6 protein-coding genes are annotated in these 14,555 nt (G+C 50.7%); 3 read left to right on the top strand and 3 right to left on the bottom strand.

Annotated features, from left to right (window positions below):
• Positions 1–61 precede the first annotated feature (61 nt).
• Positions 62–1,687 carry a DUF438 domain-containing protein gene (locus PREMU_RS04335; protein WP_223918554.1) on the top strand — a complete coding sequence of 542 codons (1,626 nt, stop codon included), beginning with the start codon at positions 62–64 and terminating at the stop codon, positions 1,685–1,687.
• Between the two features lie 189 nt (positions 1,688–1,876).
• Here PREMU_RS04335 and PREMU_RS04340 read toward each other — a convergent pair whose 3' ends face one another.
• The 3 genes from PREMU_RS04340 to PREMU_RS04350 form a co-directional block, all read right to left on the bottom strand.
• Positions 1,877–3,310 carry a DUF6080 domain-containing protein gene (locus PREMU_RS04340; protein WP_007573429.1) on the bottom strand — a complete coding sequence of 478 codons (1,434 nt, stop codon included), beginning with the start codon at positions 3,308–3,310 and terminating at the stop codon, positions 1,877–1,879.
• A gap of 25 nt (positions 3,311–3,335) precedes the next feature.
• Complete coding sequence (locus PREMU_RS04345) at positions 3,336–5,816, bottom strand: glycoside hydrolase family 127 protein (protein ID WP_007573430.1); 2,481 nt, start codon at positions 5,814–5,816, stop codon at positions 3,336–3,338.
• A 70-nt stretch (positions 5,817–5,886) separates the two neighbouring features.
• The gene (locus PREMU_RS04350; protein WP_040558607.1) at positions 5,887–8,310 is read right to left on the bottom strand and encodes a family 43 glycosylhydrolase; all 2,424 of its coding nucleotides are present in this window, start codon (positions 8,308–8,310) and stop codon (positions 5,887–5,889) included.
• A 252-nt stretch (positions 8,311–8,562) separates the two neighbouring features.
• On the opposite strand from PREMU_RS04350, the gene PREMU_RS04355 reads away from it, so the two are divergent.
• Together PREMU_RS04355 and PREMU_RS04360 are read left to right on the top strand one after the other, a co-directional pair.
• Positions 8,563–11,394 carry a beta-L-arabinofuranosidase domain-containing protein gene (locus tag PREMU_RS04355; protein WP_007573432.1) on the top strand — a complete coding sequence of 944 codons (2,832 nt, stop codon included), beginning with the start codon at positions 8,563–8,565 and terminating at the stop codon, positions 11,392–11,394.
• A gap of 127 nt (positions 11,395–11,521) precedes the next feature.
• Positions 11,522–14,545: a SusC/RagA family TonB-linked outer membrane protein gene (locus PREMU_RS04360; protein WP_007573433.1), complete on the top strand. Its 3,024-nt coding sequence runs from the start codon at positions 11,522–11,524 to the stop codon at positions 14,543–14,545.
• The last annotated feature ends 10 nt before the right edge of the window (positions 14,546–14,555 follow it).

The raw sequence follows: 14,555 nt of genomic DNA on the forward strand, positions 1-14,555 counted from the left end.
CAACCAATTCTCCGATGGATTACCTTTGTACCCGGAAAAATGAAATTTTAATTATATCAAGATGATGGCAAAACAGATAGACCTCAACAAGACCGTGTATGAACTGACAAGTGAATATCCGGAAATAATCAATATCATGGCAGACCTTGGCTTTAAGGAAATCAGAAGCTCAGCCATTCGTAACTCCGCTGGCCGACTGATGACTATTCCCCGTGGCGCAAAGATCAAAGGCGTTGACATTCTCGACATCCTCACACGTCTTCAGGAGAACGGTTTCGAACTTATAGGTACACCACCCGTGACCGGCGCCGACACCGTGGAGGCCAGCGAGAGGGAGACAGCGCCAAAAGACCCATCCGAGCGCCGCGCACTGCTGAAGAGTTATCTGCAACGGCTGAACAGCGGTGAGGACCTGAACAAGGTAAGGGCTGAGTTTGCGAGGAATTTTAAGGATGTTGAAGCTTCTGAGATCATGGAAGCCGAGCAAGAGATGCTTGCGGAAGGCACGCCCCTCCGGCAGGTTCAACAGCTATGCGATGTCCATTCTGCCCTTTTCCATGGCAACACCCGTGAGGAGAAGATCGCCAATGCAGAGAAAGAGGTGGAAGAGTCGGCCCGCCGCCGTATGTACCAAAGTCGTTTCGGCATCGAGAATTACGACGAGCACGCACACGAGGAAGTGCACTCCCTGGCACAGGCTAAGGAGAACCGCGACCGTGCAACGGGCTTCAGAGCGATGGAAGGCCATCCGCTCAACGTCCTCTACAAGGAGAACGATGTCCTCGAAGCTCTTGTGGGCAGGATCTCAGGGCGATTCGGCGATCTGCAGCAGGCTATGAACAATGGTGAGAAAGCCGCTGTAGGGGAGGCTTTCCTTCATATCGTGAACGGCGTGCGCGAAGCTGCGCAGGTGGCGGTGCACTATGCCAAGAAGGGAGACCTGCTCTATCCGATGCTGAAAGAAAAATATGGTATTGCCGGTCCGTCACAGGTGATGTGGACCCTCGACGACGAGATCAGGGCAGAGTTCGGCAAGCTGATCCGTCAGCCGGAAAACAAAGCGGAATGGCTCAACTGTGCCGCTAACGTGCTGAACCGTGCCGTAGAGATGGTCTATAAGGAGAACAACATCCTCTTCCCGCTTTGCGCTGCTAACTTCAAGGACGATGAGTGGAAACAGATCTACCTTGACAGCAAGGACTATGACGTGATCTTTGGCGTAGCGCACACCACATGGAAGGACGGAGACGATTATGCCATGGAAAACACCCGACAGGCAATGGCTGACGACAAGGTGGTGCTGCCCGGTGGCACTTTCACGCTGAATGAGCTGCGTGCAGTGCTCAACACACTGCCCATAGAGATTACGTTTGTGGACAACAACAATATCAACCGTTTCTTCAATGAGGGACCGAAGCTCTTCAAACGTCCTACCTCGGCTCTCGGCAGGGAAGTCTTTTCTTGCCATCCGCCGAAGATTGAGCCTATGGTCCGTGGCATCATCAACGATCTCCGCAATGGAAAGCGCAAGGAGGTACCTATCTGGATGGTGAAAAACGGCAGGCATGTACTTGTTAACTATATGGCTGTACGTGATGCCGACGGCAACTATGCTGGCACCATGGAAGTGGTCCAGGACATGGAGGCCGCTTACAAGCACTTTGCAGGATCCTCACACGAGTCTTGAAGACTTGAAAGATGGTCCATACGCTTGCTTCATCATGGACAAAGCAACTTTCCAACAGAGAGAGGATTTCCCACTTATTGAGAACGGGCTTCATACTGGCCTACGGATACAGGTGGGTCACTCATCCCTGCCATGTAGGTGATGCGAGGCATAAAAGCCGATTCCGCTTCTGTCCGTATCTGCTGTTGTCTACACGAGGTATCCTGCATAGAGCCGGCCATTCCACAGCACGAGCCAGAGGGTGAGCGTGGTGACTGACAGCTGTAGCGGCATGCGCCAGCGTGTGTCCTCCCACTGTTTCAGGGCGTAGGCCATCGCGATGGTGAGGATAAAGAGCCAGTGAGGCGACATGATGTAGACCTCGTTGAGGCCGAAGCCCAAGAGAAAATGGATTACCAGGTCGAAGCTGAAGAACGACAGTGCCAGCCAGAGGAAGCGTGATTTGCGCCCGCAGAAGATGCCGAGGAGGAAGAGCCCGACGACGAATGCCTCTACAATGTAGTTAATGGCATGGTGGTAGGTAACGATGACAGGGCGGTTGCGCAGCACATCGCCTAACAGGTGATCGTCGTGAAGCTGTATCGGTTCGCCGAAGATATTCTCCACCATGGATGTCCAGCGCGGCGTGGAGATATCGGTCCACCGCCCGAACTCGGTCTTGTTGATGGGTTTGCCGGTGTGTGCATTCCAGGGCTTCTGATGGTCGCTATGGTATTTGGCAATCATCCGTTTTTTCATCATGTTGCTGAAAGCCTTTTGTATAGCTGCAGAATCACGTAGCGAGGTGGTGTCGCGGAAGGCGGCAAGGATCCGTTCCCGCTGCGCATGGTTCTTCTTGGCCTTAGCCTCCTGGCGTGCGACGTACTTGGGTTTCTCGAAGTGGGTCCATTCGGCGCGTGCGCCGAGCCAGATCACGGCCGAGGGGATGATGACAGCTGTCAGCAGGTAAGCAGGCCGCCAGAAGCGGCGGCCATTGACAAACCAGTTGGCGAGAAATACCTTGATGCCGTTGTTGAGAGAGATGCCTGCGGTGACGATGAAGAAGAGAATGGTCTGCCATTTGGTAAAGGGATGTCCGGCTTTCAGCTTCCGGCCGGCGACGTAAAGCGTGAGGATGAGTATGAACATCGACAGGCAGAAATGATCGGGCACGCTTATGCCTACGATGACATAGCCGAAGGAGAACGTCAGCCAGCCCAGCAGCCACGCGTCGAGACGACGAAGCCCTACAATCTCGCGGAAGATACGCACCAGCAGTACAAAGCTGTAGAAGGCACAGAAGGTCAGAATCAACGCCATGATGACTACGGCCCAGTTAGTGCCCGTCAGCGTCATGAGGCCCTGGTTGATCTGGTTGGGGATGAACATGAAAAAGGCTAATAGCGGGTGACGGTAGATGTTGTAGCCAGTGTCCCACTGCGAGATGACGATGTAGGAGATGGGGTCGAAGCCAGAGACCTGAAACTTGAGGAATAGCTTGCGGTAGTTGTCACTCAGGGCAAAGAACTTGTCAGCGTACTTGCTGATGACCAGCACATTCCAGAAAACAACATAAAGGAGGGCAGCCAAGGCTGGCCACCGCTCCTCTTGCTTGAGCTTGAAGATATAAAAAGGGTTTCTCACAAAAGTCTTTATACTTTGGGGATTGCTATTTCACGCTCCACTCGAAGATGCCACACGACTTGTCGGCAGGCATCTGGAATTGGAGTCGCAATGCTTTTGTCTTGATGGGAGTGAAGTTGACGATGCATGGTGCGCCTCTCTTTACTGGATAGGCGTCGGCACCGCTTACGGGTTGCCAGTTGCCTTGAGCGTCCTGATAGAGAATCTGCCATGAGGTGGGCACGCTGCATCCGCCCCAGGGCTGGTCGTCGTACCAATAGACGGTGGCCGTCTGCACAGCCTTCGTCTCAGGGAAGGTGTAGGTCACCCATTCCGTCGTGCCTGTCTTAGGCCACCAGTGGCAGTAGGGTATGGTGCGGTCGTCGGCGTTCTGCGGTACGAGCCCGTCGTTGACGCTGCCCTTGGCACCAAGCTTGACGGAGAACTCCACCTTGGCTTGAGAGGCGAGTGTGGCGGGTGTGGTGGGACGTGCTGCCGATACGTCCTGCGGTAGCCATACCTTCATGTTGCCGTTGCCACGGTGAGCCCAGGCAAAGTAAGGAATGAGCTTTAGGCTCACATCCTTTGTGGCGAGCCGTCCGTCCTCACCGAAGGTCAGCGTCTGCGCGGGTGTGGTGAGCGTCTCGATGCACTGGCCTTGGTATTGCGTCAGCTTGTTCTTCAGTGAGTCTGCGATGAAGGTGGCATAAGGCATGGTGCCCGTGGTGAAGGTAGGGTGTTGGTTGACGAGTACGTTCATGATGTTGAACTTGTTGTCGGGCCATTCGGCTGCATAGACGACGGGTCCGCGCTCGATGGCCACTTGTCCGCGGTCGGCTGCTACCTGATTGTTTGCACGGACCGTGCGCACCTCCATATCGAAGTGAACACGAACCACATCGCCGCTCTTCCACTGGCGTGACACCGTGAAGTAACCGTCAGACGTGACAGTGCCCTCTGCTTTCCTGCCATTGACGGTGATGGCATAGCCGAGAAGCTTGCCGTCGGTGTAGTAATAAAGGTCGGAGGGTACGGGCTGCCCTTTCACCCAACCAGGGATGCGGATCTTCAGTCCGAAGGTGCCGGCTTTGTTCTCGCCGATCTTGATGGTAATGTCGCCGTCCCAAGGATAGCGGGTGTCTTGGTTCAGCAATACTTTCTTACCGCCAACGACGAGGCTGGACGAGTTGCTGAGGAAGAGATTGACGTAGACATTACGGTCTTTCACGGCATAGACATAGCCGGGGAGCGAGGGGAGGAAACGGCAGATATTGCTGGGACAGCAGGCACAGCCGAACCACGACTGGCGCTGGTGCTGCCCCATGCTTTCCAATGGGTTGGGGTAGAAGAAGCCGCCGCCGTCCATGCTCACACCGTCGATGAGGCCGTTGTAGAGCGTACGTTCCAGTACGTCGAAGTATTTGCTCTCACCGTGGAGAAGGAAAAGACGATAGTTCACATACACATTGCCGATAGCGGCACACGTCTCATTGTAGGCGCTCATGTTGGGTAACTCGTAATTGGCGCCGAAGGCCTCTCCGTTGCTCGTGGCGCCGATGCCGCCGGTGATATAGAGCTTCTTTGACACAATGTTGTTCCAGATTCGGTCGATGGCATGGATGTATGCCGTATCACCGGTGAGCGCTGCCACGTCTGCCATGCCTGCATACATGTATGTCGCACGTACTGCATGACCGACAGCCTCGTCTTGTTCGAGGACGGGTTCATGGCTTTGCGAATATTCGTTGCGAACCGCAGTCTTGCCTCGATAGTCGAGGAAGAACTTTGCCTCATCGAGGTAACGTTTGCGGCCTGTAGCAAGATAAAGTTTGCAGAGAGCCATCTCTGCGATCTGATGTCCGGGCACTACGCAAGCCTGTCGGGCATTAGGTCCCACTTCCTTGCACACGCAGTCGGCATAGCGACAAGCAATGTCAAGGAGCTTGCGGCTGCCGGTTGCCTGCCAGTGAGCCACGGCTCCTTCGATAAGATGACCGAGGTTATAAAGTTCATGACTCAAGTCTTCCTCTTTACTCCAGCGCTTCGGTCCTGACCATGGGTGAGGGTGGATATAGTTTTGTGTGCGGGCCGTGTAGAGATAGCCGTCCGGCTCTTGGGCAGTCCCGATAATATCGATGATACTGTCTACATAGTGTTGCAGTTTCTTGTCGGGATAAGTCTGGAGGATATAGCTCGCTCCTTCGATGGTCTTATAAGGATCGGTGTCATCGAAAGAGTAAGGCATGAGCTTCGCCACATTGTATTTGTCCGACGAATGCTTCATGTTCTCGGCAGCACGCTCAAAGTTCTTGTATCGTCCCTCGCTCTCACATTTACTGAATGCGAGAGGAATGGTGACTTTTCTTGAAGTCTCTAAGCGTTGTCCCCAAAATGTGTTGTTCCATACCTTCACCGAGGTGAAAGGTACGGGTGTGATGGGATAGCCTGCCGACTTGATCTTCTGCTGGGCGGTGGCAGGAAGAAGAGCCGTCACTGCGAGCGTGAGTGTGATGATTGTTTTCTTCATACAGTATTGAAGTTTTTATGTATGCTTTTCTGTTGCAAAGTTAATAAAACAATTCTATATGAGTGTACTTTCACCACTCTTTATTCTCAATGGGTATGTATTTGTCCCAAAGTCTCAAAACGTGAAGGTATCCGGTGAAAGGCCAAGCTCCTTCAGCATTGCGACCAAGGAGGATGAATTGAGAGGGCTTGACAAGCAATTGGATGTCCTTCTCTGAGATAAGCCTGTCGTTGATATAGATGCGCTCTATACGTCCGTCGAAACAAACATAGATATGTTGCCACCGGCCGGCGAGGTTCTTCTCTTCCTTATTGCCGACATCCTCATACCAACCATAATGATTGACAATGCCACATCGCGGCTCGGTGCCATTGTTCAGCATCAGCTTCTCCAATTCGTCGTGAGAACTGGTGAAATCGGCGGCACATTCGTTCTCGGCTATCTCTGGATTCAGAATCCATGCTTCCATTGTGTAAGGGGCATTGTCACGGAGTGTGGCAGGCAACATGAAGTTGGATCGGTACCATTCCTTACCCGTGAAAGCAAAGGCTTTCTTGCCATTGATAACTTTGACGATGGCTGCAGTATCGCTCTGAATCTCGAACTCTCCTTTAAGAGCGGTATCTTGTGGAGATCCATTCTTCAGGTATGCTATGGCATCATCTTCGTTGTACCAGTCGGCATTGAGATCGACAACCAATCCTTGCTCCTTGTCGTAGGCTGGTTCGGGTCGTCTGATGTCGCTGACGGCATCAAAAGCCTTCTCTGCAGGAGACTGCTCCCAGTTATAATAGCGAAGATTGGAGATGGTGAAAGGCTTCTCATCGGCAGCGATTTCCAAGACACCTTCTTTAAGACGAAGATGCGGATTGTCTTCTTGAATTTGTCTCCATGTACCATTCTCATACGCCATGGCAGAAAGTGAGTGCTCTCTATTGTTACCGAGAAGGGCACAATCCATCTTCATTATGGTTCCCGGTTGCAGAGTCACGGCATCTCGACCACCTTCCTGTGTGCGGAGAGTGGAGCCTTGAACGATTTTCATGCTGCCACCAAGCATGCCTTCATGGTTCTTCCATTCATTGCCATTGAAGTCAGCAGGTGTCATACCAATCCATTGTTGTGGACAACTGGCCTCTGTATCAGCAAAGATCTTGATGTTCCAAATAGCGCCTCCAAATCCTCGCTTCTCTCCACCTGTATAGGTGAGACGTACGTACCGGGCTTTAGCATTGCCAAAGTCTACCATCGGTGAGCCAGCGAGCCGGTTCTGTCGCTTGTCAGAGAACACATTCCAATGAATAGCATCATTAGAAATTTCGATGAGATACTGATAAAACTGGGTGCCATATTCGAATTGTGTCCATATCGTGCGGATGGTCTTAGGTTTGCCGAGGTCTATCTGCAGCCATGCCGGTTGGTCGAGATAGTAGGGCTTCCACTGCGTACCGTTATTGTCATCTACAGCATATTCGGGGCGGAAGTTATTGTCATAATAACTGGACGCTGTGACCTTGGCCTCATAGGCAAGGTTCTTTGACTTTAAGACATTCTTTGTATTGTGGAAGGTGCCCTCATGGGTAGGGACGATAGGCTTGATGGTCCCATCGGCATTGAACTCTATACGGTCGATGCACACTTGCCGATGGAAGCCGCGGTTAGAGTGGGGGTTATCGTGTCGGTGATAGACAATATAATACTTGCCTTCTTCCACCAGCACACTGTTGTGTCCAGGTCCGTGAACTGTGCCGTCTTCATTGGTCTTCAGAATGGTGCCATGCCATGTGTAGGGCCCGAGTGGATGATTGGCCGTAGCATATTCCACATGATAGCTGGCATCCTCACAGTGCTCACAGGAATACATGAAATAATAGATGCCATTGCGCTTGAAGACAAAGGGAGCCTCAAAGAAGTTCTTTATCTCTGTGTTGGGAATGAGCTTTGTCTCAACGAACAACTTCATGTCGGGGTTGAGGCGTCCTGCTCCACAGCCGAAGCCTTTATAGATTCCCCATGTGCCCCAATACATATATACCGAGCCGTCATCATCCTGGAAGGTCTGACCATCGAGGGTGATGGCGTTCTTCACAAAACGGTCAGGCACGAGCACGGCCTCACTTTCTCCTAAGACATTCTTCCAAGGACCACGCGGCGTGTCACTGATGCCGAGATGGAGTTTGCATGGCTGACAATAGAGATAATAGTATTTCTTGTTTTGAGGGTTATACATCACGTCGGGTGCCCATATCCAGTGACTGTCGGGCCAGTTCATCGGCATGAGCGTCCAATTGCGGAAGTCCTTGCTCTGCCAGAGTTGTGCAGGACCAAAGCCTGCACCGCTCCCGTCTGTTGTGGCATATATATAATAGGTGTCGCCGAACTTCTTTACCGTGGGGTCAGCAAAGTAGCCCGGCAAAACGGGGTTGCCGTCTCCGGGAGTATTGTATTTCGCTATCTGAGCTTGTATGGGTAGGAATGCCCCAATCAAGACCATCGGTAGAAGTGCTTTGAACACGGTGAGCTTATGATGTTTCTTTGAGGTTATCATCGATTCTTGTTGTTTTATGGGTTTACAATGCAAAAGTAGACAATATAATAATGTGTCAACGTCACTATCGTCTAAAAAGATGAAAGAATCGTCTTATTAGCAGGTCTTGGACGATTCTTTCATCCTTTTGGAGGATAGTGGTAGCGTGAAAAGGTCGAAACCTTTAACTTTGCGTCGGAAAACTAAAAATACTCGAATATGATTTCTCAACGCATCATAGTTGTAGCCATCGCGGCACCTCTGACCTTAACTGCTCAGGCATCAGCTAAAACCATTGAGAGTGTCGCACCCGTGAAGATCAACTGTCCGGTAGGTGAAGTCCCACAGTTGCCCAATCGTGTGTGGGTGACCTATAAGAATGGTTCTTCTGAATGGCGGCAGGTGAGATGGATGAATGCACCGCTCTCTACTGAACAGGCTGAGGCCGACAGCGCCATTCACCCCATGGGTAGTAGCTATGAGTTGAAAGGATATATAATAGGTGATGAGACTACCGACAATGGCTATCCCATCACGGCAAAGATAAAGGTCGTTTCGATGCCTGCCAATGAAGAGAAGAAGGAGATAGCTCAAACCTTTCCACTTTCAGACGTGACCATCAATGGCGACAACCGGCTGACACACAACCGTGATGAGGCTATCGCTGCCATCTGCTCTTGGGATGTGACACAACAACTTTATAACTACCGTGACACTTACAACATGTCGACAGAAGGCTATAAGGTTGCTGACGGATGGGATTCGCCCGATACGAAGCTCAAAGGCCATGGCTCCGGGCATTACATGTCTGCCATAGCCCAGGCTTATGCCGTGACGAAAGATCCGCAGCAGAAAGCAATCCTCAAGAAGAACATCACACGGATGGTCAATGAGCTCCGTGCCTGTCAGGAGAAGACCTTTGTTTGGAACGACTCTCTGGGTCGCTACTGGGAAGCGCGCGACTTTGCGCCGGAGAGTGAACTGAAGAATATGAAAGGAACATGGGCGGCCTTTGATGAGTATAAGAAACATCCCGAGAAATATGGCTATGGTTATATCAATGCCATCCCATCCCAGCACTGTGCTCTGATAGAGATGTACCGGCCTTACAACAACTCTGATTGGGTGTGGGCACCTTATTATACGATACATAAGGAGCTTGCCGGCCTGATCGATATTGCCACACTCTTCGATGACAAGGAAGTTGCAGCCAAAGCGCTACTCATAGCCAAGGACATGGGCCTGTGGGTATGGAACCGGATGCATTATCGTACGTATGTCAAGGCTGATGGTACGCAGGAAGAACGGCGTGCCAAGCCTGGCAACCGCTACGAAATGTGGGATATGTACATCGCTGGCGAGGTGGGCGGTATGCAGGAGAGTCTCTCCCGTCTGTCGGAGATGGTGTCAAATTCCACGGACAAGGCGCGACTGCTTGAGGCGGCTCAGTGCTTCGACGCACCGAAGTTCTATGAGCCATTGGCTAAGAACATCGATGATATCCGTACACGCCATGCCAACCAGCACATCCCAATGATTGTGGGTGCACTGCGTTCCTACAAGAGCAATCACGATATACATTATTATAATGTAGCCGACAACTTCTGGCATCTTGTGCAGGGACGTTACATGTATGCCACGGGAGGCGTCGGCAATGGTGAGATGTTCCGTCAGCCTTACACGCAGGTGCTGTCTATGGCGACGAATGGTATGCAGGAAGGAGAGGCGATGGCGAACCCCAACCTTAACGAGACCTGTTGCACTTATAATCTCCTGAAACTTACAAAGGATCTCAATGTATACAACCCCGATGATGCTGAGTTGATGGACTATTATGAGCGCGGATTGTATAATCAGATCGTCGGCTCGCTTGATCCCGACCATTATGCGGTGACCTATCAGTATGCTGTCGGTCTCAATGCTACGAAGCCGTTTGGCAATGAGACACCACAGTCGACCTGTTGTGGTGGCACGGGTTCTGAGAATCATACTAAATATCAGCAAGCAGCTTATTTCCACAACGACAGCACACTTTGGGTATGCCTTTATATGCCCACCACGTTGCAATGGCGCGACAAGGGTATCACACTTGAGCAAGATTGCACATGGCCGGCGCAGCGCTCTGTGATTCGTTTGACGAAAGGCGAAGGTAACTTCACGCTGAAACTGCGCGTGCCATACTGGGCAACGCGTGGCTTTGAGATCCTCCTCAATGGTAAGCCCGTGCAGCACCACTATCAGCCAAGCTCTTACGTGACCATTTCCGGACACCACTGGACGGTCAGCGACCGATTAGAGATCATCATGCCGTTCTCAACGCATATCGAGTATGGCGCCGACAAGCTCCCCGCTAAGGTGGCGAGTGCCGATGGTATACCACTGAAGTCTGCCTGGACAGGAGTGGTGATGTATGGCCCACTGTGTATGACGGGAACCAATGCCACAACCTGGAAACAAGCAACCTTAAATATCTCTGATATAAACGCTAAAGGAAAGACATTAGTGCTCAATAATACTAAAGCACCCTCGTTGAGTATCAACGGCATGACTTTCTTGCCCGACTATTATCGGAATGAGAACTCTACTCATTATTATCGCCTGGTAGACAGTGGTACGACAACAAAGAAAACTAAAGTCGTCGACTTTACCGAGCTGAAGAGTCTTCTGGACATTGCCGGTGAGCGAGTATCCGAGAAGAATGCGTGGGCTCCCCATGGCTATGAGCGTCTGCAACAGGCAATGACCGATGCACAGAGTGTGGTCAAGAAAGGAAAGAAAAACGTTTCTGCAAATGAGGTGGAAACGGTGGCTGCTTCTCTTAACAAAGCCATCAACACCATGCGCCCCAGCAATCTCGCAGAGATGGAGGACCTGCAACCGCTCTCAGCCGTACTCCGTCGTGCTGGCACGCCGGATGACTCCTCATCGAGAGCACTCAAGGATGCTGTAGCTTATGGCAAGATGGTGATGCGTTATGTCACGGATGGCAGCGGCACGAAGGATATGATCAATAATGCCGTGAAAAGACTCAAGACTGCCATCGGACAATGATAGATAGGGGAATATCGTCCATTTGGACGATATTTTCATTCAAATACACGATTTTTGTAGGTGCGAGTGATAATTTTTATCAATTTTGCACATACGAAACGGATTATAAACCTTAAAATATAAAAGTATGAAACAGGCACAACAACCATTCGGCTTCTTACATAGTACCGTCTATGTCAAAGCCTTGACGTGTTTGCTCCTCTCAGCAGGGGGCACATTGCCTGCTATGGCTGGAAATGCTGGATTATCGTCAGAAAAGGCGGTACAGCAGAGCACAGTCACAGTAAGAGGTGTGGTAAAAGATGCTAAAGGTGAACCTATTATTGGTGCGACTGTTGTTGAAAAGGGCAACACAAAGAATGGAACCATTACTGACCTGAATGGTCATTATTCTCTCAACGTCAGGCGTGGCTCTACCATCTCCATTTCCTACGTCGGTTTTATCTCACAAGACTCTAAGGGCGGAGACATCACGCTCTCGGAAGATCTCAAGTCACTCAACGAGATTGTGGTAATCGGTTATGGTACACAGAAGAAAGCGGATGTCACTTCCGCTGTCGTCAGTGTTAAGCCGGAGGATTTCAATGCTGGAAGCTTCAATAATGCAGGAGACCTTATCAAAGGTAAAGTTGCCGGCCTTACGGTCACGCGCCCGTCAGGTGACCCAGGACAGACCACTCAGATCAGTCTGCGTGGTATCACCACCGTCTCAGGCAATGCGGCTCCTCTTATTCTTGTCGATGGTGTGCCAGGCTCGCTGAGCAGTGTTCCTCCAGAGGATATCGCTTCTATTGATGTGCTGAAGGATGCTTCCGCAGCTGCTATCTACGGTACGCGTGGTGCGGGTGGTGTCATTATCATCACGACCAAGACAGGTCAGCGCGAGCAGAAGACACAAGTAACTTATAATGGCTATATATCCTTTTCCGGCTGGGCAAAGAAGGCTGACTTCATGGATGCCTCAGATGTACGCTCCGGAAAAACGAACTTCAATGATGAAGGCTACGATACCGATTGGCTCAAGGCCGTTAGTCGTACTGCCGTAACCCATAACCATAGCATCTCCGTAAGTGGTGGCAATGCCAAGACCTCTTACTTTGGTAACTTCACTTACCGCAATGCAGAAGGTGTGATGAAGAAAACGGGTAACGAGTCGTTGAGTGCTAACTTCGACATGAGTCACTGGATGTTTGACGACATGCTGAAGATCAACATCAAGGTGAATGCCGAGCAGTATAAATATGATGTCAGTGATGCTACGACCATCTATCGGCAGGCTGTCATCCGCAACCCGACATCGCCAATCTGGAACAGCGACGGCTCCTATAATGAGGGACAGCTCCTGCAATATTGGAATCCCGTATCATTACAGAAAGAGCAATCGGGTGAGAATAAAACTCAGAGCGTGAAGTTCACGGGTAATATAACTTTTGAGCCGATCAAAGGCTGGCAAACCAATCTCATGCTCTCACGTGACCAGGCTATCAATCGCGGTGGTTACTATTACACAAGCAATCACTCCATGAACGGTATTAATCAGAAAGGTACCTATTCTGGTGTTGCTACTCAGTCAAGTTACACGGATGAATCCAACTATCTGGAGCTTACCTCTAAATATATGGCTAACTGGGCAAAGAAGCACCGCTTTGAGGGACTTGTCGGTTACAGCTATTCCGACGAAACTTATGATGATGCTTCAATGACCAACCGTAACTTCCCGGACGACTACTTCCAATACTTCAACATGAGTGCCGGTACGCACCTCACCGATGGTAAGGCCAACATGTCTTCATCGAAGGTCTCCAGCAAACTCATTGGCTTCTTCGGCCGTGTGAGTTACGGCTATGCCGACCGCTACAACATCCTTGCCAGCTTGCGATATGAAGGCAGCTCAAAGTTCGGTGATAACCACAAGTGGGGCGCCTTCCCTTCTGTCTCTCTCGGCTGGAACATCATGAACGAGAGTTTCATGAAGTCCACCAAGGATTGGTTGAGCAACTTAAAACTTCGTGCAGGTTGGGGTAAGACAGGTGTCATTCCGGGCGAGTCTTATCTCTCTATGCTACGCTATACCTACTCGGGTGGTAACTATTATCGTAATGGTTCCTGGCACAAAGGCTTGAAAGCCGTCAACAACTCTAATCCTGACCTGAAGTGGGAGACAGCGAGCGAGTTCAATATCGGCCTTGACTGGAGCCTCTTCGATGATTGTCTGAGTGGCAGCTTCGACTATTACAATAAGAAGACTTCTGATATGTTGTATCAATATGCCGTTCCTTCTCCGCCAAACCTCTACGATCACACATGGGCCAACGTCGGCCAGATGCGCAACCAGGGTATAGAGATCATGGTTCAGGGAACTCCTATTAGAACTAAAGATTTCGAATGGAACTCTCAGGTGATCTTACAGCATAATAGTAATAAGTTGCTTAGCTTGTCCAATGACCTCTATCAGACCGATAACGTACAGTGGTTGCAGGGCATCGGCGATCCTATCTCACAATATACCCATCGTGTGGCAGTAGACGAGGCGCTTGGACAAATCTGGAGTCTTCGTGCTGTCGGTGTCGACGAAAAGAATGGTCTCTTCATCATCCGCAATCCTAAGACCGGGCAGACAGCCGACTTCTATCAAGATATGCGCAACGATTATGACAACTGGTACGAGTACATGGGCAACGGTATTCCTTCGGTCACGATGGCATGGAACAATACTTTCCGCTACAAAGGCTGGGATCTGCAGTTGCAATGTAACGGACAGTTCGGGTTCAAGATCATCAACCAACAGCGTGCTTTCTATGAGAACAATGCTCATGCTTACAACAAACTGAAGTCTGCCAACGATGCTATCGGTGGCATTCGCCCTCTCTCCGGTGCACAGTCACAGGTCGTGACCAGTTGGTATATAGAGGATGGCGACTACTTCAAGCTCTCTACGCTGGAACTTGGCTACACATGGACTCCTGAGGCAAACAAGTATATCAAGAGCCTGCGCGCTTATGGTACTGTCTATAATGTGTTCACCATCACCAGATATAAGGGCATGGACCCAGAACTGGGAAGTGATAACTTCTTCTATGCTGGTGTCGACGACCGTGATAAATATCCTACGGTTCGTACTTTCACCTTGGGCGTCAACGTAACATTCTAAAGCATTACTA

This window comes from Hallella multisaccharivorax DSM 17128 (assembly GCF_000218235.1).
GTDB lineage: Bacteria > Bacteroidota > Bacteroidia > Bacteroidales > Bacteroidaceae > Prevotella > Prevotella multisaccharivorax.